This window comes from Winogradskyella flava (assembly GCF_014243395.1).
GTDB classification, from domain to species: Bacteria; Bacteroidota; Bacteroidia; order Flavobacteriales; family Flavobacteriaceae; genus Winogradskyella; species Winogradskyella flava.
The window spans coordinates 540,146-560,601 of the sequence record NZ_JACLCP010000001.1; the positions used below are offsets into that span (position 1 = coordinate 540,146).

The 20,456-nt window shown below is 35.6% G+C and carries 21 protein-coding genes and 1 tRNA gene; 16 read left to right on the forward strand and 6 right to left on the reverse strand.

Annotation, left to right across the window (positions count from 1 at the left end):
* Positions 1-7: 7 nt before the first annotated feature.
* From H7F21_RS02370 to H7F21_RS02380, 3 genes are read right to left on the reverse strand one after another with little or no spacing between them, the layout of a single operon-like run.
* Positions 8-208, reverse strand: coding sequence for a hypothetical protein (locus H7F21_RS02370; RefSeq protein ID WP_185787629.1), 201 nt, complete (start codon positions 206-208; stop codon positions 8-10).
* Positions 208-1,602, reverse strand: coding sequence for a radical SAM protein (locus H7F21_RS02375; RefSeq protein ID WP_185787630.1), 1,395 nt, complete (start codon positions 1,600-1,602; stop codon positions 208-210). The genes H7F21_RS02370 and H7F21_RS02375 overlap by 1 nt, the downstream gene beginning before the upstream one ends.
* Positions 1,592-2,335, reverse strand: coding sequence for a prolipoprotein diacylglyceryl transferase (locus H7F21_RS02380; RefSeq protein WP_185787631.1), 744 nt, complete (start codon positions 2,333-2,335; stop codon positions 1,592-1,594). Before H7F21_RS02380 ends, H7F21_RS02375 begins: the two co-directional genes overlap by 11 nt.
* 71 nt (positions 2,336-2,406) lie before the next feature.
* Here H7F21_RS02380 and dusB point away from each other — a divergent pair, with 71 nt between their 5' ends.
* Positions 2,407-3,399, forward strand: a complete 993-nt coding sequence (gene dusB / locus H7F21_RS02385; protein ID WP_185787632.1) for a tRNA dihydrouridine synthase DusB — start codon at positions 2,407-2,409, stop codon at positions 3,397-3,399.
* 2 nt (positions 3,400-3,401) lie between these two features.
* On the opposite strand, the gene H7F21_RS02390 is transcribed toward dusB, so the two are convergent.
* Complete coding sequence (locus tag H7F21_RS02390; protein WP_185787633.1) at positions 3,402-4,604, reverse strand: FtsX-like permease family protein; 1,203 nt, start codon at positions 4,602-4,604, stop codon at positions 3,402-3,404.
* On the reverse strand, positions 4,605-4,997 hold the full coding sequence (gene rbfA / locus H7F21_RS02395) for a 30S ribosome-binding factor RbfA (protein WP_185787634.1): 393 nt from the start codon (positions 4,995-4,997) through the stop codon (positions 4,605-4,607).
* A 107-nt stretch (positions 4,998-5,104) separates the two neighbouring features.
* Here rbfA and mce point away from each other — a divergent pair, with 107 nt between their 5' ends.
* The 3 genes from mce to H7F21_RS02410 all read left to right on the forward strand — a co-directional run bounded on the left by mce (position 5,105) and on the right by H7F21_RS02410 (position 6,173).
* Positions 5,105-5,509 (forward strand): methylmalonyl-CoA epimerase, encoded by a 405-nt coding sequence (gene mce / locus H7F21_RS02400; RefSeq protein WP_185787635.1) that lies wholly within the window; start codon positions 5,105-5,107, stop codon positions 5,507-5,509.
* Between the two features lie 75 nt (positions 5,510-5,584).
* Positions 5,585-5,658: transfer RNA gene (locus tag H7F21_RS02405), tRNA-Ile, on the forward strand.
* Between the two features lie 314 nt (positions 5,659-5,972).
* Entirely contained in the window at positions 5,973-6,173 is a 201-nt protein-coding gene (locus tag H7F21_RS02410; protein WP_246431400.1) for a hypothetical protein, read from the forward strand.
* Here H7F21_RS02410 and H7F21_RS02415 read toward each other — a convergent pair.
* Positions 6,170-6,760, reverse strand: coding sequence for a riboflavin synthase (locus tag H7F21_RS02415; RefSeq protein ID WP_185787636.1), 591 nt, complete (start codon positions 6,758-6,760; stop codon positions 6,170-6,172). The genes H7F21_RS02410 and H7F21_RS02415 overlap by 4 nt on opposite strands.
* A gap of 99 nt (positions 6,761-6,859) precedes the next feature.
* Here H7F21_RS02415 and pdxA point away from each other — a divergent pair, with 99 nt between their 5' ends.
* From pdxA to H7F21_RS02475, 12 genes are all read left to right on the forward strand, one after another.
* Positions 6,860-7,900 (forward strand): 4-hydroxythreonine-4-phosphate dehydrogenase PdxA, encoded by a 1,041-nt coding sequence (gene pdxA / locus H7F21_RS02420; RefSeq protein WP_185787637.1) that lies wholly within the window; start codon positions 6,860-6,862, stop codon positions 7,898-7,900.
* A gap of 79 nt (positions 7,901-7,979) precedes the next feature.
* Positions 7,980-8,519: a YceD family protein gene (locus tag H7F21_RS02425; protein ID WP_185787638.1), complete on the forward strand. Its 540-nt coding sequence runs from the start codon at positions 7,980-7,982 to the stop codon at positions 8,517-8,519.
* Positions 8,520-8,527: 8 nt separating this feature from the next.
* The gene (gene rpmF, locus H7F21_RS02430) at positions 8,528-8,731 is read left to right on the forward strand and encodes a 50S ribosomal protein L32 (RefSeq protein ID WP_185787639.1); all 204 of its coding nucleotides are present in this window, start codon (positions 8,528-8,530) and stop codon (positions 8,729-8,731) included.
* 178 nt (positions 8,732-8,909) lie between these two features.
* On the forward strand, positions 8,910-9,899 hold the full coding sequence (locus tag H7F21_RS02435) for a beta-ketoacyl-ACP synthase III (RefSeq protein ID WP_185787640.1): 990 nt from the start codon (positions 8,910-8,912) through the stop codon (positions 9,897-9,899).
* A 39-nt stretch (positions 9,900-9,938) separates the two neighbouring features.
* The gene (gene accB, locus H7F21_RS02440) at positions 9,939-10,421 is read left to right on the forward strand and encodes an acetyl-CoA carboxylase biotin carboxyl carrier protein (protein ID WP_185787641.1); all 483 of its coding nucleotides are present in this window, start codon (positions 9,939-9,941) and stop codon (positions 10,419-10,421) included.
* A gap of 82 nt (positions 10,422-10,503) precedes the next feature.
* Positions 10,504-11,856, forward strand: coding sequence for an acetyl-CoA carboxylase biotin carboxylase subunit (accC, locus tag H7F21_RS02445; RefSeq protein WP_185787642.1), 1,353 nt, complete (start codon positions 10,504-10,506; stop codon positions 11,854-11,856).
* Between the two features lie 130 nt (positions 11,857-11,986).
* Positions 11,987-14,686, forward strand: coding sequence for a zinc-dependent metalloprotease (locus H7F21_RS02450; RefSeq protein WP_185787643.1), 2,700 nt, complete (start codon positions 11,987-11,989; stop codon positions 14,684-14,686).
* 51 nt (positions 14,687-14,737) lie between these two features.
* Positions 14,738-15,853, forward strand: coding sequence for an NAD(P)/FAD-dependent oxidoreductase (locus tag H7F21_RS02455; protein WP_185787644.1), 1,116 nt, complete (start codon positions 14,738-14,740; stop codon positions 15,851-15,853).
* Positions 15,850-16,299, forward strand: a complete 450-nt coding sequence (locus H7F21_RS02460; protein WP_185787645.1) for a GreA/GreB family elongation factor — start codon at positions 15,850-15,852, stop codon at positions 16,297-16,299. The genes H7F21_RS02455 and H7F21_RS02460 overlap by 4 nt, the downstream gene beginning before the upstream one ends.
* 142 nt (positions 16,300-16,441) lie before the next feature.
* A complete protein-coding gene (locus tag H7F21_RS02465; protein WP_185787646.1) occupies positions 16,442-17,125 on the forward strand; it encodes a hypothetical protein in 684 nt (227 codons plus the stop codon).
* 23 nt (positions 17,126-17,148) lie between these two features.
* Positions 17,149-18,996: a hypothetical protein gene (locus tag H7F21_RS02470; RefSeq protein WP_185787647.1), complete on the forward strand. Its 1,848-nt coding sequence runs from the start codon at positions 17,149-17,151 to the stop codon at positions 18,994-18,996.
* An 18-nt stretch (positions 18,997-19,014) separates the two neighbouring features.
* Positions 19,015-20,448, forward strand: a complete 1,434-nt coding sequence (locus tag H7F21_RS02475; RefSeq protein WP_185787648.1) for a DUF4836 family protein — start codon at positions 19,015-19,017, stop codon at positions 20,446-20,448.
* Positions 20,449-20,456: the final 8 nt, after the last annotated feature.

Sequence of the window (20,456 nt, forward strand, 5' to 3'; positions counted from 1 at the left end):
CTGTAGTTTATATTAAAACACTTCTGCAAACGCCTAATCCAATGACACTATATACGGCAGCAATAATTAAAATAATTGTAGAGGCCTTTTTGTTCTTTGGTCTAATTACTAGACCAATAATGAGTAAAAGTAATGGGACACCAAATGCCAAGAAAAACAGGAGTAAAATATACCAACCATAATCTGTGCTATCAATTAAAACACCCATTATACAATTTCATTTCTAAGTTCCTCTAACCGTTTCTTTTTGTCATCACGATAAAAGAGATTCATGGTTTCAAAAGGAATAATGTTATTATCCTTATCCACGATGTGCACACAGGATTTTTTAATGGCTCTTACATCAAAATTATAAGCATCTATAAACTGCATAATTATGACCCTAAATAGATTATCATACCCGAGTTCTGGCGCATCAATATTGGGTAAACAGCACATAATGGATTTGAGATTTTCCTCTGCCACTTCAACGGAGTTACCTGTGCTGAAGAGTTCAATCATCTTACCTTGCAGCTGTTCATCTTGCTCATAAATAATAGTGTTTTTACTATTATCTAATAAGTCATTTGGATTTATATAACGTGTTAATGGAAAAACTTCGTCACCCAATTTAAGCGCATAACCCATTACTAAAGCATCCGGATTGCAGGGCACAGGCAATAAATCATCTGGATTAAAAACAGAAGTTTGTTCCATGATTTTTCGCCGCACTTCTGTTAAGGTCATTCGATCGGTTTCTGGATTAAAATTATCTAAACGACCAGCAATTTGCGTGGGTTGTAGCGTGACACCTCTAACACATTTTTGCTTTAGGGCATAGTCGATGATTTTTCCTATTTCATGATCGTTCAAGCCCTTTTGAAGCGTAACTACAAGTGTCGTGGATAAATTCAATGTATTAAGATGATCTAGTGCTTGTTTTCTTATATCGTTGAGGTCTGCACCACGCAACTCCCGTAAAACAGTATTTTCAAACGAATCGAACTGTAGGTAGATTTCAAAATCAGGAGCGTAGCTTTTTAAGCGTTTCGCAAATTCAAAATCTTTTGCAATTTTAATCCCATTTGTGTTCAGCATTAAGTGTCGAATGGGCAAGGATTTAGCATAATCCATAATTTCCCAAAACTGTGGATGAATGGTTGGTTCACCTCCAGAAATCTGCACAACATCTGGCTCCTTTTCATTCTTCACAATAGTATCTAGCATGGTCTTTACCTCTTCTAAAGTACGATGTCTTCCATAAGTCGGAGAAGAACCAGCATAGCAAGTTGGGCAGGTTAAATTACAGCGATCAGTAACTTCCACAACGGTTAAGCAAGAATGTTGTTCGTGGTCAGGACACAAGCCACAATCATACGGGCAACCATAGTGGGTTTTAGTGTTAAATGTATACGGCGTTTCGCTGGGTTTATTGTAGTTTCTAATGTTTTTGTAATACGCAATGTCGTCCGCAATCAATACTTTAGAATTGCCATGTTCATTACAGCGCTTTAGCATATACACCTTTTCATTTTCGAACACAATTTTAGCATCAACACGTCGTAAACATTCTGGACAAAGACTTAGCGTGAAATCGTAATACGTATATTTTCTAACTGGCATTGACTGTTTTTTGAAGAATGAATTTTGAGTAATACAACCAACAAATTACACATAATAGTTGGATAGTACTTAAGCCAAAGACATAAAACACATTGGGCTTTAAGAATTCTATGAAAAATCGAAATCCAAAATATAGCAGCATGAATATTTTAAAGAGTTCGCCATTTTTTAGAACGGAATTATTCTGAATCCATTTCAGGATAAAAAATAGAATAACGAGAAAAACTAATTCATACAGTGAAGTCGGATGTCTAAGTAAGCCATCACCTAAATCCATTCCAAAAACTGAGGAGGTGACTTCTCCATAAGTAAACTCATTAATTCCCAAGAGAAAACAACCAATACGCCCAATAAAAATACCAGCAATTATTGGAAACACGAATAAGTCGCCAGAAGATTGTTGTTCGCCAATGATTTTTTTTGCCAATTCTACACCAAGCAAGCCACCAAACAAACCACCCATTATGGTTTTGGTATTTAAGAGTTGAATGATATTTTGTTGAGAAAACTCAATGATTGGATTTTCTAATACCCCAATTAATCGTGATCCAAATAAAGCGCCTAATGCTGCGCCTAGAATTATGGATAAGCGGTTATTGTTAGAAATAGCATCTTTACTGCGTCTTCTCAAAACCACATAATACCTAAAGGCGATAAAGAATGCGAGATACTCTAATATGAGGTGAATGTTTATGGCGTAACCAAAAACGACTGGCTCAAATGGAATTTTCAATAGTAATTAGATTTAGAATGAAGATACACAGATTAGTTAAAAAGCTGTAATTTTGCCTCAAAATTTAAGACTTGGTTAAAATAGGCGACATAGAATTAGGCGACTTCCCATTGCTTTTAGCACCCATGGAAGATGTGAGTGATCCACCATTCCGTGCGTTGTGTAAAGAGCAAGGTGCTGATGTCGTATATACCGAGTTTGTCTCTAGCGAGGGACTTATTCGTAATGCCGCTAAAAGTGTAATGAAGCTCGATATCTATGAAAAAGAGCGACCGGTCGGTATTCAAATTTTTGGTGCCAATATGGACAGTATGCTTCAAACTATAGATATTGTAGAAAGGTCCAATCCAGATATTATTGACATCAATTTTGGCTGTCCAGTTAAAAAAGTGGTGTCAAAAGGTGCTGGTGCAGGAATCTTAAAAGATGTCTGTCTCATGGAAAAGCTCACTGCCGAAATGGTAAAGCGCACTAACCTGCCAGTCACTGTAAAAACGCGTTTAGGCTGGGATCACGATTCCATAAAAATTGTTGAGGTCGCGGAGCGTTTACAAGATGTAGGTATAAAATCTATTGCCATACACGGTAGAACCCGAGCACAAATGTATAAGGGCAATGCCGATTGGAAACCTATCGCTGATGTAAAGAACAATCCTAGGATGTATATTCCTGTGTTTGGGAATGGCGATGTTAACACACCAGAAAGTGCTGTGGAGATGAGAGATACTTACGGTCTCGATGGCGCCATGATCGGTAGGGCATCTATAGGCAACCCTTGGTTTTTTAAGCAAGTCAAGCACTATTTTGAAACAAGCGAACACTTAGCGCCTATTTCAATGCCAGAACGCGTCGAGGCGGCAAGGCGCCATTTACAAATGTCTATTGACTGGAAAGGTGAGAAATTGGGCGTTTTTGAAACACGACGACACTATACCAACTATTTTAAGGGCATTCCGAACTTTAAGGAATATCGCATGAAAATGGTAACAAGCGACGACTCAAAAGATGTGTTCGCAGCTTTTGACGAGGTGTTAGAAAAATTTGGAGATTACCAGTTCGCTTAATTTTAAGATTGAATTAAATTCTTGGTAATTCGCTGGGAGGCAATTCTAGAAGCAACGATGCCCAATGCAAAAATGGTTGCCAAAACAATAAGTACATTCAAGAATTTCAAACTCACAGGATAAGGCAGGTCTGGCGTTAACATTACCAGTTCAAATTGCTGCTGTAAAATAACAACCAGTAATCCTAAAGTAACACCAACCAAGCCACTAAATATGGTCATTAAACTCCCTTGCCAGAAGAAAATGGATTTAATGGTTTTCGGTTCTGTACCTAAATTGAATAAGGTGTTAAGTGATTTCTTCTTGTCCAAAATCATCATGATGATGGCTCCAATCACATTGAATAAGGCAATAATAATCACTAAAGTAAAGATGAGATAGATAGCGAGGTTTTCCGTATTCAACATTTTAAATAAGGCATCGTTGAGCTGCTCTCTATTCTTTATAACAAATCGATTTGGGAAATAAGAATTAAGCTCAGTCCTGATGTTGTCTTCATCAGCATCAGGACTCAACTTTAACTCCAAAGCACTTATTTGATGGTCTTTGTAGTTTAATAGTCGTTTGGCTAAACCAATATCAGAAAATATATATTCTGCATTGAGCTCTTCGTTGATATCGAAAAGTCCAACGTTATTAACGAAAGCGGAATTATACAGACTTTTTAGGACACTAGCTTGGCCCTTTCCGGGTTTAGGTACATAAAGCGAAAGTGATTTTCTAAAATCTAGTATCCCAAAAGATAATTTATTGGATATTCCCCAGCCAGCAACCACATCGTTACTTCCATGAGAAATCCAATTACCCTTGGTGATCATTGAATCAACATTTGTAACATTCAAGAAATTGGAGTCGACCCCTTTTAAAGTAGCTAATAGGTTTTTGCTCTCGGATTTTATAATGATGCGCTCTTCAATAATTTCTGAAAAGTCAATGATACCACCTATAGTATTTAATTTTGTTTGATCCTTATTTGTAAATTGAAATGATTTTCCCTCAGTTGGAAGTAATTTTAAATCAGGATCTACAAAAGATGAAAACTGAAGACTATAGTCTTTTAAGCCAGCAAATACCGAAAGTACAATTAACAAAGCTGCCGAAGCAATGATCACACCACCAGAAGCAATAAGCGTCATGATGTTTATAGCATTATTACTGCTTTTAGAAAACAGATAACGTTTCGCTATATACAGGGAAATATTCACTTAAGACTTTTTACGCTTGCCTAGTAAATCAGGGTCTTCTAGAGGATTTTCTTTTCCTTTTAAAGAACGTTCAATACCATCTATATATTCTAAGGAATCATCAATAAAAAACTCTAGCTGTGGCATGCGTCTTAACTGGTGACGTGTGCGTTGCGCCAATTCATGCCTAATAAGTGGCGTGTTAGATCGTATACCCTCGAGTAATTCTTTAGCTTCTTTGTTAGGAAAAATACTGAGATAAACCTTGGCTATAGATAAATCTACAGTAACACTCACTTTAGAAACGGATATAATAACCCCTTTCAGCCCACCATCTGCAGCAGCACGCTGTAAGACTTCTGCTAGGTCTTGCTGTAAAATGCCTGCTATTTTTTTCTGTCTGTTACTTTCCATATGGCAAAAGTATAGGATATTTAAGGATTATGGTATTTTTATATAACAAAAATCATAGTTTGAGATCAGGAGTTTCCTTTCCTTTGGACAACAAAATTAACCTTAAAATGAAAAAAATAGAACATATAGGTATAGCAGTAAAAGATATTGAAGCGTCAAACCAACTTTTTAAAGTGTTATTTGATAAAGCACATTACAAAATTGAAGATGTAGAAAGTGAGGGCGTGAAGACCTCTTTTTTTAAGTGCGGACCTAATAAGATAGAATTATTACAAGCTACCAATGCCGATAGTCCAATAGCAAAATTTATTGATAAAAAAGGAGAAGGTATTCATCATATTGCATTTGCTGTTGAAGATATTGAAAAAGAGATTGAGAGATTAGAAGAAGAGGGTTTTAAGATGATACACAAAGTACCCAAAAAAGGAGCGGACAATAAGCTCATTGCGTTTTTACATCCAAAATCCACAAATGGCGTCTTGATTGAGCTATGCCAAGACATTAGCGATTAAAATTCTTGTAGAGTTTTAAAATATATAGTAATATTGCACACTCTTTAGAAATGAAGAGTTTGGCGTTTGCCAACAGGTCCTATAACTCAGTTGGTTAGAGTATCTGACTCATAATCAGAAAGTCCCTGGTTCGAGCCCAGGTGGGACCACAACCTCAAAATAAAAAGCCCTTACAATCGCAAGGGCTTTTTTTCTGTAAGTCATAAAACTCATATTTTATTCTATTAAAATGGCCTTTTCGAAATACATCTTATATGTTTAAAATATTAAAGGGTGTAATCTGTAAAAATCTTAATAAACATTATATTTGCACCGAGTACTTGTTAATAAATGTAGGAATCTTCCCTTGCCACACCACATTTTAAACACTTCGTCGACAATATTTGCCGTTAAAAGACGTTTTTTGGCCAAATTAATTTTGTTAGCTCAGTTTTTTTTATACATTTACACCTTTAATTATAGAATGCAACGCAAGAATATGTTAGCCTCAATCTTATTTTTCTTCATGGGTTTTGTATCTATGGCTCAAGGAGCTACTCCGCCACCGCCATCAGCACCTGACCCTCCAGGGGCCCCAATAGATAGTAATATTGCCATTTTATTTTGCATAGCATTGACTTTTGGTATTTACAAAATGTATAAGCTTTCCAAAAAAAAAGCCTAGTTTCTTAATTCGCTTAAACGTTTTACGTATTTCCCAATAACATCAAATTCTAGATTTACCGCATCCCCAACTTTTAAGTTTTTAAAAGTAGTATGATTATAGGTGTATGGGATGATAGCAACGGAGAACTCGCTGAGTTTTGAATTCACCACCGTGAGACTTACGCCATTTACTGTAATGGAACCTTTTTCAATAGTAATGTTGTTTAGGTTCTTGTCATATTGAAAACTGAATACCCAACTTCCCTTGTCTTCATTTATGGCGATACATTTAGCTGTTTGATCTACATGACCTTGTACGATGTGGCCATCTAAGCGATCACCGAGTTTCATTGCCCGTTCTATATTGACGTAGTCACCAATTGAAAGTTGTCCCAGATTCGTTTTATTTAAAGTTTCCTGTATGGCAGTGACAGTGTAGCTGTTGTTCTTAATATCAATAACCGTGAGGCAAACACCATTATGGGCGACACTTTGATCAATTTTTAATTCGGGCGAAATAGAACCACTAATAGTTATGTGAAGATTACCCCCATCTAAGTCTAGTTTTTCTATAGTTCCTAAATCTTCAATAATACCTGTAAACATTGTATCTACTTTATTTGGTTAAATTTGTATTTGCAAAGTTAAGCACACGGCCTAACTCAATTATCAATTTTAATAAAAAAAATAGGATAATCGTTTAGTATGAAAAAAGAAGAGAAGGTAATTGTTGGTATATCCATAGGTGATCTTAATGGAATAGGCCCTGAGATTATTATTAAGTCTTATGAAGATCCTAGATCTCTTGAGCTGAATACACCTGTCATTTTTGCCTCAGGAAAAACGATGCAGTTTTTTAAAAATCATTATAAAAGTAGAATTAATTTATACAATATTGATTCAGCACAAAAAGTCGTTCATGGAAAAATTAATGTGGTTAATGTTTGGAATGAACCCGTTAAAATAGAGTTTGGAAAAGAGGATAAGAAAATAGGGGAATTTGCCATTAAATCTTTGGAAGCCGCTACGAGCGCATTAAAAGAAGGGACAATTGATGTTTTGGTGACTGCACCAATCAATAAGCACAATATTCAATCTGACAATTTTAACTTCCCAGGACACACCAATTATTTAGCAGAGGCATTGGGAGGTAATAGCTTAATGTTTATGGTTTCTGATGGACTTCGAGTAGGACTTCTTACAGACCATGTTCCCCTTAAGGATGCAGCAAATCATATTACGGAAGAACTGATTACGGAGAAGATCAATACTGTTATCACATCATTGCAACAAGATTTTGCAATTAGAAAACCTAAGGTTGCTGTTCTCGCTATAAATCCTCATGCTGGTGACAATGGAGTTATTGGTAAAGAGGATGACGATATACTACGACCAACTCTAGAAAAGATCAAGTCAGAAGGAAATTTAGTTTATGGGCCATACTCAGCCGATAGTTTCTTTGGTTCAAATAATTACCAAAAATTTGACGCAGTTATAGCGTCTTATCACGACCAAGGCTTAATACCTTTTAAAACCATAACATTTGGTCAGGGTGTTAATTACACTGCCGGTTTAGATAAAGTTAGAACATCTCCAGACCACGGTACGGCTTATGAAATTGCCGGAAAAGGACAGGCCGATGAGAGTTCATTTAAACAAGCTATTTTCGCGGCAATACAAATTTTTAGAAATAGAGTGGTTTATAATCAATACAGTAAAAATCCATTAAAGAAAGCCACAAAATAGATGTCAACAAAAATTGTTGATATCTATACCCTAAATTAGGAAAAATTCATATATTTGCAGGCTCAAAATGAGAGTGGTAATGAAGGCATTTAAAGATTATATAATCCAATTTGTAGGATTAAAAGAAGGAGAACACCATTTTAATTTTGATATAAATAATACGTTCTTTCAAAATTTTGAGTATGATGAGTTTAATTCAGCAGATGTAAAAGTTGAGCTAAAACTCATAAAGAAAACGACATTGCTGGAATTGTATTTCTCGGCCTCAGGTTTTGTTAATGTTAATTGTGACCTAACCAACGAGCCCTATGATCAAGCCATTGAAGATGAATATAAATTGGTGGTAAAGTTTGGTGCTGAATATAATGACGATAACGAAGACATCTTAATTGTGGCGCATGGAGAATACGAGATTAATGTAGCACAATATATTTATGAACTTATTGTATTATCAGTTCCTATTAAACGCGTTCATCCTGGTATTGAAGACGGATCATTACAATCAGACATACTTTCAAAATTAGAAGAACTAAGTCCTAATGAGGACTCTAAAACGAAATCATCAGAGGATATTGACCCTCGTTGGAATAATTTAAAAAAACTATTAACGGATAAATAACATTTAAAATGGCACATCCAAAACGTAAAATATCTAGAACAAGAAGAGACAAAAGAAGAACGCATTATAAAGCTTCTGTGCCTCAGATAGCAACTTGCCCAACTACTGGTGAGCCACACTTATATCATAGGGCACATTGGCACGAAGGAAAATTATATTACAGAGGTCAAGTCTTAATAGATAATTCATCTGAAGAAGAAAATTTAGCATAACTATTATGCGCGCATAGAATAAAACGCTCACTTGTGAGCGTTTTTTTTGTTATAATTTTTTGAATAGGGCAAAAACCACTTAATTTGCATAATTATTTGCCAAAAAATGCTGAAAATTGGTTAAAAAAGGTTGTTTTTTTCCATTTTTCTATACTTTTAATTAATATAAAAGCTAATAATGAGTAAAATCACGGCGGCAATTACAGCTGTAGGAGGCTACGTTCCCGATTTTGTTTTATCTAACAAGGTCTTGGAGACAATGGTAGATACCAATGACGAATGGATCACTACACGAACAGGTATAAAAGAACGTAGAATACTTAAGGAAGAAGGAAAAGGCACGTCATTCTTAGCTATTAAAGCAGCAGAAGAGCTCATACAGAAGACGGGTTTAGATCCTAAAGAGATTGATTTAGTAATAGTAGCTACAGCAACTCCAGATATGAAAGCTGCTTCTACCGCAGCATTTACTGCAACACATATTGGAGCAACAAATGCATTTTCGTATGATTTAGAAGCTGCGTGCTCAAGTTTTCTCTTTGGAATGTCAACCGCTGCAGCGTATATAGAGTCTGGTAGATATAAAAAAGTGCTTTTAATAGGGGCAGATAAAAATTCATCTTTTATCAACTATAAAGATAGAGCAACATGCATAATTTTTGGAGACGGTGCAGGTGCTGTCTTGTTTGAACCTAATGAAGAAGGCCTTGGATTACAAGATGAATTATTGAGAAGTAATGGTGAGGGTCGTGAATTTTTACAAGCGACTTATGGCGGATCATCTTACCCATTGACTCAAGAAGCTTTTGATGAAGGGAAGCACTATGTGTTTCAAGATGGAAGAACAGTATTTAAAAATGCTGTTTTTAATATGGCCGATGTAGCCGAACGAATTCTAAAAAGAAATAACTTAACCAACGACGATATTTCTTGGTTAGCCGCACATCAAGCCAATAAGAGAATTATTGATGCAACTGCACAACGCATTAACTTAGAAGAAGAAAAAGTAATGATGAATATCCAGAAGTATGGCAATACAACCTCTGCAACCTTACCATTGTTACTTCACGATTACGAATCAAAATTAAAAAAAGGAGATAATCTCATATTTGCTGCCTTTGGCGGTGGGTTTACTTGGGGCTCTATTTATTTTAAATGGGCTTACTAATTCTAATTAAAAACTAACTAACAAAAATATCTAAACACTATGGATTTAAAAGAAATTCAAAACTTAATAAAGTTTGTCGCTAAATCTGGCGCAAGCGAAGTTAAGTTAGAAATGGATGATGTTAAAATTACCATCAGAACTGGTTCTGATAACGAAACCACTATAGTACAGCAATTACCAATGCAGGCCGCACCAGTGGTGCAGCAGCAAGCTCCAGCACCTGCAGCACCTTCTGCGCCGGCAGAAGCAGCTGCTCCAGCAGCCTCAAGTGAGGATTCTAAATACATAACAATAAAGTCACCAATTATCGGAACATTTTATCGTAAACCTTCTCCAGACAAACCTGTTTTTGTAGAGGTTGGAACTGAAGTTAAAGAAGGCGATGTGCTTTGTGTTATTGAAGCTATGAAGCTATTTAATGAGATTGAATCTGAAGTTTCAGGCAAGATCGTTAAAGTGTTAGTGGACGATTCGTCTCCAGTAGAGTTTGATCAACCATTATTCTTGGTTGACCCATCATAACAATTGAAAATTCCAATCCACAAATCCCAAACCCAATTATTGGAATTTGGTGCTTGGAAATTGAATTTTTAAAACTAAAGTTATGTTCAAAAAAATACTAATCGCGAATAGAGGCGAAATAGCATTGCGTGTCATTAGAACATGTAAGGAAATGGGTATTAAGACAGTTGCTGTGTATTCCACCGCAGATGCTGATAGCCTTCATGTTAAGTTTGCAGACGAAGCAGTCTGTATAGGTCCGGCCCCCAGTAGTGAATCTTATTTAAAAATAGCAAATATTATCGCTGCTGCAGAAATAACTAATGCAGACGGTATTCATCCTGGCTATGGATTTTTGTCAGAAAATGCTAAGTTTTCTAAAATATGCGAAGAACACGGGATTAAATTCATTGGAGCATCTGAAGAGATGATTGCCAAAATGGGAGATAAGGCTACTGCTAAAGCTACAATGAAGGCCGCAGGAGTCCCTTGTGTCCCTGGAAGTGATGGAATTATAAAAGACTTTGAAGAATGCAAGAAAGTCGCAAAAACAACGGGTTATCCAGTGATGTTAAAAGCAACTGCTGGTGGTGGTGGAAAAGGTATGAGAGCCGTATGGAAACCTGAAGATCTAAAAGAAGCATGGGATTCTGCCAGGCAAGAATCAAAAGCAGCTTTTGGAAATGATGATATGTACATGGAGAAGCTTATCGAAGAACCTAGACACATTGAAATACAGATTGTAGGTGATTCCAGAGGTAAAGCTTGTCATTTATCTGAAAGAGATTGTTCCGTTCAAAGACGTCATCAAAAGTTAACAGAAGAAGTCCCGTCTCCATTTATGACAGATAAACTAAGAGACAAAATGGGGAAAGCTGCAGTAAAAGCAGCGGAGTTCATTAAGTATGAAGGGGCAGGAACTGTTGAGTTTTTGGTAGACAAGCACCGGAACTTCTATTTCATGGAAATGAATACACGTATTCAGGTAGAACATCCAATTACCGAACAAGTTATAGATTTCGACTTAATTAGAGAGCAAATTTTAGTGGCAGCAGGCGTTCCAATTTCAGGTAAAAATTATACGCCTAATTTACACTCCATAGAATGTCGTATTAATGCAGAAGATCCTTATAATGATTTTAGGCCATCTCCTGGAAAGATTACGACACTCCATGCGCCAGGAGGTCATGGGGTGCGATTGGATACACATGTCTATGCGGGATATAGCATTCCACCGAATTATGATTCGATGATAGCCAAGTTAATTACCACTGCTCAAACAAGAGAAGAAGCTATCAATAAGATGAAGCGAGCCTTAGATGAGTTTGTTATAGAGGGCATTAAGACCACAATTCCGTTTCATAGACAACTAATGGAACATCCTGATTATTTAGCGGGTAATTATACCACTAAATTCATGGAAGACTTTGAAATTAAAGAAGAAAGTGAAGACTAATAAAAACCCCAAACATTTAGGTTTGGGGTTTTTATTTTGCATGGTATGAGACAACTTTTAGCATATCAAAAAAGAACTTTTTTGGGAATCAAATAATTACAGTTAATTTTAAGGTGTTAAAACACTTATCATGAAAAAGAAAAATTACTTTAGATTCGTAGCTATAGCAGCTGTTTTTCTTTCATTATCCGCATACTCACAGAGCCTTAAGCAGGTTTGGGTTAGTGTTGATGAAGTAAAAGCAAAGAATACCACTCAACAACCTCGAAAGATTGAAGTTGTACAAGAGAAATTTTATCAACTTAATCTTGAAAGTTTAAAGAATTCACTTCTGAGTGCAGGTGATAGAGAAAATCCAGGAAACGTCTCAATCGATTTACCCAATTCGGACGGAGAGTTAAATAAATATTATGTTCTCGAAACACCGGTTATGGAACCAGTACTCCAGGCAAAGTATCCAAACATCAGAACATACACTGGTCAAGGTGTTGACAATCCAAGAGAGGTTATCAAATTAAGTATAACACCAAAAGGGTTGAATGTAATGATTTTAGGAACCTCTAACGGTACTCAATTTATTGATCCTTATTCGATAGATGGGAATATTTATACGGTTTACTCAAAAAAAAATACCAGGTTAAGAGATTTTGAGTTCGAATGTGGTGTAGTTGACGATCCATTGCTTAATAGTAGGGGTTCTGATTTAAGTGCTTTTGCAAGAAATGCCAGCGATGGTATTTTGAGAGACTATAGAATAGCTATTGCCTGTACAGGAGAGTATACAACTTTTCATGGAGGTACTGTTGCTGGAGCTATGGCAGCTATGGTCAATACGATGAATAGAGTCAATGGTATTTATGAAAGAGACTTGTCCATTACCATGACTATGGTAGATAATACTAGTATAATTTTTACTGATGGTGCCACAGATCCATTTAATAACAATAGTTCTTCGATTTTAATTGGCCAGAGCCAAACGGAGATTAATAACGCAATAGGTGCTGTAAATTATGATATTGGACACACCTTTAGTACTGGAGCCGGAGGACTTGCTGGGTTGGGAGTTACTTGTAACAACTTTAATAAGGCAAGAGGCGTTACAGGTTTATCACAACCCATAGGTGATCCATTTGACATAGATTTTGTGGCGCACGAACTTGGACATCAATTTGGCTCCCCACATACTTTTAATGGTAATCAAGGAAATTGTTCTGGTGGAAATCGATCAGCGTCGAGTGCTTACGAACCCGGAAGTGGAACAACAATCATGGCTTACGCAGGCATATGTGGTTCTGACAATGTCCAAGGTAACAGTGATGATTATTTTCATCAAAGAAGTTTAGACTTAATCTGGGCACATGTACTTAGCACGGGAGTTTGTCCAGTCAATAGATCCAATACAGGGAATATTGAACCCACTGCTGATGCAGGTTCTAACTTTGTCATTCCAGGAGGAACACCTTACAAATTAGATGGCGGTGGGTCTACTGATCCGGATGGAAATACCACTTTGACTTACACTTGGGAGCAATATGATTTAGGGCCATCAGGAGTGCCTACGGAAACAACTTTTTTAGGACCATTGGTGAGGTCATTTGGAGGAACTGGTGATCCAACAAGATATGTGCCGCGACTTTCTGATATTTTAAATTTTGGAGGTGTATCAACTACCTGGGAAAAATTGGCAACAATAAGTAGGTCAATTAATTACAGGCTAACGGTAAGAGATAATGACACCAGAGGAGGGCAAACGGACTTTGATCAAATGACAATAACAAATGTAGGAGCCGCTGGTCCTTTTGTTGTAACATCTCAGGCAACAAATCAAATTGTATGGACACCTGGAACTACGGAAACAATTACATGGAATGTTGCCGGTACAACAGGTAATGGAATCAATGCAGCCAACGTTAACATACTTTTATCTACTGATGAAGGATTGACATACGGTACAGTATTGGCATCAAATGTTCCTAATGATGGATCTCATGATATAACAGTACCAAATGTTTCTGCGCCTAGATGCAGAATTATGGTAGAAGGCGCAGGGAATATATTCTTTAATATTAATGATTCATTTTTCGCAGTTGGAAATTATACATACGAGCTTACAGATGTTTGCGAAGATTATTTATTTAATGCTAATGTAACTATTGTTGAAAATGCTGGCTCATACACTGGATATGGACTAACGGTTACTGATGATGTTACAATTAGTGATTTAGACGTTAATGTAAATATTACAGGTACTAACAATGCGGATATATTCCATGGAATTCGTGGACCTTTTCAAACAACAGAATTACAACAATTAGCATCCGGAGTATGTGCTGGCAGCTCAAATCAAGATTGGACCTTTGATGATGAAGGAATAGCAATAAATTGTGGAAGTACAAACAATGGCGATAATGTGATACCCCAAATACCGCTTTCGTTCGCTGACGGACAAAGCTCAGCTGGTACTTGGGTGTTTTTTATTACTGATGTTAATGTAGACGGTACAACTTCCACTCTGAACTCTGTTACACTGACAATTTGTAGAGAAGAGATTGCACCAGTATTATCTATTGAAGAAAACGAATTAGACCAATTGACAATTTACCCTAACCCTAACAATGGTGAATTTAACTTGGCGTTCAATCCAAAATCAGGAGAAGATATTGGTATTCAAGTCTATGATATGAGAGGGAGACTAATTTACTCTAAATCTTTCGCTACTGTAGGCCGATTTGAAGAAGTTATATGGCTTAATAATGCTCCATCAGGTGTTTACTTATTGAATATTTCAGATGGCTCTCAGAAAGTGACTAAGAAAATAATAGTAGAATAAGATTTTAATTTATAATTTAAAAGCTCCTTATTAAGGAGCTTTTTTTATGCTATGAATCTATCATATTGGGAAATAAAATCTTGGTTAACTAATGTAGACTATACCATTGTAGGTAGCGGCATAGTTGGTCTTAATTGTGCATTACACCTAAAACTGAGATTTCCCAAAGCAAATGTTTTAATTCTTGAAAAGGGTATACTACCTCAAGGTGCTAGTACAAAAAACGCTGGTTTTGCCTGTTTCGGAAGTTTAAGCGAAATCATTGATGACTTAGAAAATCATACCGAAGACGAGGTTTTACGGCTCGTAGAAAAACGGTACAACGGACTAGAGCTTTTAAGAGAAACACTAGGTGATAACGCTGTCGATTATAAAGAATTGGGTGGTTTTGAGTTATTCACTCAACAAGACGATGATTTATATGACGAGTGTTTAAAGCATCAAGAAAAAATCAACAAGTTATTACACCCTTTTTTTAAGACTGATGTATTTTCATGGCAATCCAACAATTGCGTCTTTAACAATATTAAATCCAAAATCAGTTTTAATCGCTTCGAAGGTCAGATTGATACAGGAAAGATGATGGCGACCTTGTTACAAAAAGTGCAAATAGCGGGCGTTAGGATTTTGAACAATTGCTTAGTTAATTCCTATAGTGAAGATTTAGATTCGGTAAAGATTAAAACAGAGCATTTCGAGTATTCGACTTCAAAACTCATCATCACCACAAACGGTTTTGCCTCAGAATTGATAGGACAAAGTATAAAACCAGCAAGAGCACAAGTGCTAATTACAAAACCAATTGATGAGTTGCACATAAAGGGAACATTCCATTTAGATAGAGGGTATTATTACTTCAGAAATATTGATAATCGGATTTTACTAGGAGGCGGGCGACACCTTGATTTTAAGGGTGAAGAAACTACTGAGTTTGGTGAGACCCAAATGATTCAAAGTAAGCTTGAAGAGCTACTTCAGACTATAATCCTGCCAAACGAAATATTTGAGATAGATCATCGCTGGTCTGGTATAATGGGAATAGGTGAACAGAAAAAAGCCATTGTAAAGCAACTTGGTAATAATCTGTATTGCGGTGTGAGACTTGGCGGAATGGGAGTGGCCATTGGCAGTTTAATAGGCAAAGAACTTGCGCACTTAATCGAATGAATATAAAAGCACAACTCCATTTTAGATGTCAAGAGATTTTGAACAAACGCTTGCTTGTGATTCAAGAAAGTATCTCAGATATACAAATCGCATTGCAATCTGAAACTAAAAGTAGTGCAGGAGATAAGCATGAAACGGGTAGAGCCATGCTTCAATTAGAGCGTGAAAAGGCGGGACAACAATTAGCAGAACTTCAAAAGCTGATTGAAACACTTCAAAGGATAGACACAGAAATACAGCACAATACTGTGGCATTAGGCAGTGTCGTCAAAACAACAGATGACAACTATTTTATAAGTGTAAGCATTGGTGAGATTAAATTACAAAACGAGTCTTTTTATGGTATTTCAATTGCCACACCAATAGGTCAATTATTATTTTCTAAATCAGTTGGTGATGAAATTAGATTTAGAACTAAGACATTTATAATAATCGATATTTTATGAGAAGCTCTAAAGTTGCGATTTTGTCAGTGTATAAAAAGAATAAATGATAGAGGGTATAATAGTAATAATTGCTATTTTTGATCTCAATGTTGTTTTCTTCGACCCAAAGACAATATAACCTCAATGTAACCATCGGCTTCACATGAAAAGATTTTTCAATATTTTTTTTCTACTTTTTAGTTTTACTCTATTTAGTAGTTGTTTTGAGATTTTAGAGGAGATTAACTTCAATGCGGATGGAAGTGGTAAAATGTTGGTGACATTCAATTTGAGTAAAAGCAAATCTAAAATTGCATCCATAATGCTTTTAGACAGTGTTAATGGGTATAAAGTCCCATCAAAAGAGGACATTAGCATAGCCTTAAAAGAAGCAAAGAACCACCTGAAAACTATTGACGGTATTTCTAATATAAATACAACCAAGGATTTTGATAATTATATCTTCACAATATCATGTGATTTTAGTTCTACCGGTAATTTAGATGCTGTTTTTAAGGATCTCATTAGTAAGCACAACAAAAAGAGCAAAACGAATTTTAACACGACTAATTTTTCGTTTAATAATAGTACAAATAGTTTCAAGCGCTTATTTTCTTATGATGCTAGCATTAAAAGGAATTTTTATAAATTAAATAGTGAGGATCGTAAAATCTTTGAAGACGCTAATTATACAAGTATATACAGGTTTGAAAATGACGTTAAACAAGTATCCAATGCGAGCGCAAAAGTGTCTCCTAATAAAAAAGCGGTATTTCTTAAAGTAGATCTTATGTCGTTAATTTTAGGAAAAAAGAATATTGCTAATACTATTCAATTATCAAAATAATAAAGAACCCAAACATTATAAAAATGAAAAAAATATTACTTTTTGCTTATCTGTTTTGCATTACACTATCAATAAATGCACAGGACTTAGTGTCTAAAATACCAAAAGATGCAAAAGCAGTTATTTCGATAAAAGGTAAAAATATTACAGAGCTGGTCTCTATTGCGGAGTTTGAAAATTCCAAAGTAGGAAAGCTTCTCTTAGAGGAATTGCTGAGGGGTACTGATGGAAAGGTTTCTAATCTCAATGAACTAGGAATAGACCTAAACAGTAATTTCTATTACTTTATGCAATCAGATTCCCTCGGTTTTAAGCATAATTTTTTAGTACCTCTAAAAAATAAAACGGGCTTTGAAAGCTTAATGCCAGAGCGACAAAAGGAAAAGATAATCATGGATGGTGATCTGTCATATTTTGTAGACCCCTACGATAGTATGGTGACGATGTGGAACAGCAATGCTTTAATTGTAAGTATTTTACAAGAAACGAACAGCTATGACGCTTACAGTTATAATGATTATAATATAGAAGAAGCACCAGCGGTTGTAGTAGAAGAAATAGAAGAGATAGAAGAAACTGTTGAGCCAGAACCTGCAGAAGAGGAAGTTATAGAATCGACAGAACAGAGTTACAATGATTATTACGAGAAAAGACGAAAGGAAAGGGAAGCAAAGCAAATGGAAGCTAATAAGTTGCTTATAGCTCAAGCAAAAACTACAATGATGGGTAACTATGCTAGCGGTTCAATATTAAAGAACACGGTATACCTCAAAGCGGTAGGTAAGAGTAAAGATGAAGCTGTTGCCTGGATAGGTGATTTTAGTAATCTCTATTCAGATATTTTAAGACAAGCATCATATGGCTTAGGTACTAGCTACTTAGGTTTATATAGTGGTCTGGAAAATTTCTATGGTAATATGTCCATTACCTCTAAACTTAATTTTCAAGAAGAACAAGTGTCCCTCAAGACAAGTTATGTCATGAGTAGTGAAATGTCCAAGTACATGGAAGCCATGTATGACGGTAAAATGAACTCCGACTTTTTCAATTATTTTAACGAAGACAAAATGTTGGGTTATTTTTCTGTTAATGCGAGTACACAAGGCGTTTTAGAAGCGTATCCGGACATGGTAGCCAGCATGTTCAAAAATTATGAGGATGACGAAGTTGCGGCTTTTGTGCCAATAGGTATGCGCGTGCTATCATTACTGCTAGATGAGGAAGGCGCAGCAAGAATCCTTAGAGGCGATATGTTATTTGTACTTACGGAAATGAAAGAAAGAGAATTGAGTTACACGACATATGAGTATGACGAAAACTATGAAAGAACAGAAGTAACCAAAACAAAAAAGGAAACCTTACCAGGATTTTTGATGATGGTGACATCTTCTGAAGAGGATATGTTCCGTAAATTAATGGATATTGCTGTAAAAGAAAGTCGCGGCGAAGTTACTCTAAACGCCAACGGGATATATCAGTTAAACACTAACGAATTGCCGTTCTCACTCAATGTCATGTTTAAAGACAATACTATTCTTTTAGGAACGTCCTCTGAGGATATGCTTGCAATAAGTAGGGGTAAGTTCAATAGCAAAGTTGGCGGAATGCATAAAAAGCTAATAAAGAAAAACTCCAGCGCTATTTACGTAAATGGACAAGAAATTGCGGCTACATTTCCAAGAGAAATTATGCCAAATGATATCAAGAAGCGCATAGATTTTGTCGCAGAGAACACGAGAGATGTTGTTTTTAAAACGAGTAAAATCAAGAATAATACTTTAGAAGGAGAAATGATTTTAAACACACCAGAAAAAGGACATAATAATAGTTTAGCCTATTTCTTAAATATGATTAATGCGCTAATTGATTAATTCATAAAAAGGCATCTTTTGAAAAAGTATTTAAAAATTTCCCTATCAATATTATTACTTTTATTGATAGGGTATTTTGGTTATAAGCATTTTAAGAAAACAACGATCTTACTTGATGTTATCCATGAAGATGCAGAAAGTGTCATTAAAATAGGTGTCCATGATATTACAAAGACATTAATTTTAGATGCGTTATGGTCACCAAGTTATTACTGGAAAAAAACAGGATCTTATAAAAAAGACAAAAAGAAAGACTCATTAAAGGGTGATGATAAAGGTGTGGATTTAAAACCGTTCTCTATAGTATTTTATACTATCAAAGCTGTTGAAAATACGCTTTTTACGACATTTAAAATTGATGACACCGAAGCTTTTGAAAACTATATCAATAAGTATTCAAAGAAAAAATCAATTACAATTTTAGCCGACTCAAAAGGTTACAAGCATCTTAGTTTAGGAAAGTCTAAATTGATATTGGCTTGGAACACCGAAAAATTGGCAGTTGCACTAACTTCTGGTACATCCATAGAAAAATTAAAGACTGTTTTTGAAGATGTGTTGCTACACAACAAGTTGATATCAGATAAAAACAATGATATCATTAAAAAGCTCAGTGCAGCATCAGACCATATTACTTTCGCAAGAAAAGAAAGCTTGATAGGATTAAATTTTAAAGATGGACAAGCCATAATAGACGGTACTATTCACACAGAAATTCCAAATACTTTCAAAACTAATATTACTCATAATAGATTGCCAGAAGCATCATTACAGATGTATTTTGATGCGAATTTTGATAAGCAAGAGAATAATAACATATTGTCAAGAAGGTTAAAAGACTTATCATTTTTCACTAAAAATAACTTGGAAGTCAAAGAATTAGTAGACAGGACAAATGGGTTTTTAAGTATTACAATCAGAGGTACAACTAAGCAAGCTGATACGATCGTAAGCTATGAGTACGATGATAATTTTGAGAAAGTAGCCGTAAAAACACTAGAAGAAAAGAAAGTCCCAAAAGTATCTATGCATATTGGCACCAATGACAACGAAAGTTTGGAAGAGTACTTAACAACTCAAGGAGCCATAAAAAATAACATCTTGACCAGTATTCCCTATTACACTTTTTACGCTGAAGAGAATAGCAATGGAATTTTGTTTAATACAACTAAGGAGACAACGGTGACCGAAGAGAAAAACAGCTCCAGTTTTTTTAGACTAGAGACTAGTTTTGACGGTCTGCAAGACGATATGTCAATTCCAGGGGCGAATGACATCTTTTCATTATTAAATACTTTGGAAATAGAAGCCAATCAGGTTGAAGGAACTAACCAAATTGAAATTCAGGGAAAGCTATCAGCCAAGCAAGAAGATATAAATATTATACCTCAAATTTTCTTTGGACTGCAGCAAAAGAAAGCCGACATATTTTTGGACAAAGAAGATTTATAATTTGTAAG

Coding starts and splice junctions, on each gene's coding strand:
- H7F21_RS02370 (WP_185787629.1), bottom strand. CDS start 208: ATGGGTGTTTTAATTGATAGCACAGATTATGGTTGGTATATTTTACTC.
- H7F21_RS02375 (WP_185787630.1), bottom strand. CDS start 1,602: ATGCCAGTTAGAAAATATACGTATTACGATTTCACGCTAAGTCTTTGT.
- rbfA (WP_185787634.1), bottom strand. CDS start 4,997: ATGGAAAGTAACAGACAGAAAAAAATAGCAGGCATTTTACAGCAAGAC.
- mce (WP_185787635.1), top strand. CDS start 5,105: ATGAAAAAAATAGAACATATAGGTATAGCAGTAAAAGATATTGAAGCG.
- H7F21_RS02410 (WP_246431400.1), top strand. CDS start 5,973: ATGCAACGCAAGAATATGTTAGCCTCAATCTTATTTTTCTTCATGGGT.
- H7F21_RS02415 (WP_185787636.1), bottom strand. CDS start 6,760: ATGTTTACAGGTATTATTGAAGATTTAGGAACTATAGAAAAACTAGAC.
- pdxA (WP_185787637.1), top strand. CDS start 6,860: ATGAAAAAAGAAGAGAAGGTAATTGTTGGTATATCCATAGGTGATCTT.
- H7F21_RS02425 (WP_185787638.1), top strand. CDS start 7,980: ATGAAGGCATTTAAAGATTATATAATCCAATTTGTAGGATTAAAAGAA.
- rpmF (WP_185787639.1), top strand. CDS start 8,528: ATGGCACATCCAAAACGTAAAATATCTAGAACAAGAAGAGACAAAAGA.
- H7F21_RS02435 (WP_185787640.1), top strand. CDS start 8,910: ATGAGTAAAATCACGGCGGCAATTACAGCTGTAGGAGGCTACGTTCCC.
- accB (WP_185787641.1), top strand. CDS start 9,939: ATGGATTTAAAAGAAATTCAAAACTTAATAAAGTTTGTCGCTAAATCT.
- accC (WP_185787642.1), top strand. CDS start 10,504: ATGTTCAAAAAAATACTAATCGCGAATAGAGGCGAAATAGCATTGCGT.
- H7F21_RS02450 (WP_185787643.1), top strand. CDS start 11,987: ATGAAAAAGAAAAATTACTTTAGATTCGTAGCTATAGCAGCTGTTTTT.
- H7F21_RS02455 (WP_185787644.1), top strand. CDS start 14,738: ATGAATCTATCATATTGGGAAATAAAATCTTGGTTAACTAATGTAGAC.
- H7F21_RS02460 (WP_185787645.1), top strand. CDS start 15,850: ATGAATATAAAAGCACAACTCCATTTTAGATGTCAAGAGATTTTGAAC.
- H7F21_RS02465 (WP_185787646.1), top strand. CDS start 16,442: ATGAAAAGATTTTTCAATATTTTTTTTCTACTTTTTAGTTTTACTCTA.
- H7F21_RS02470 (WP_185787647.1), top strand. CDS start 17,149: ATGAAAAAAATATTACTTTTTGCTTATCTGTTTTGCATTACACTATCA.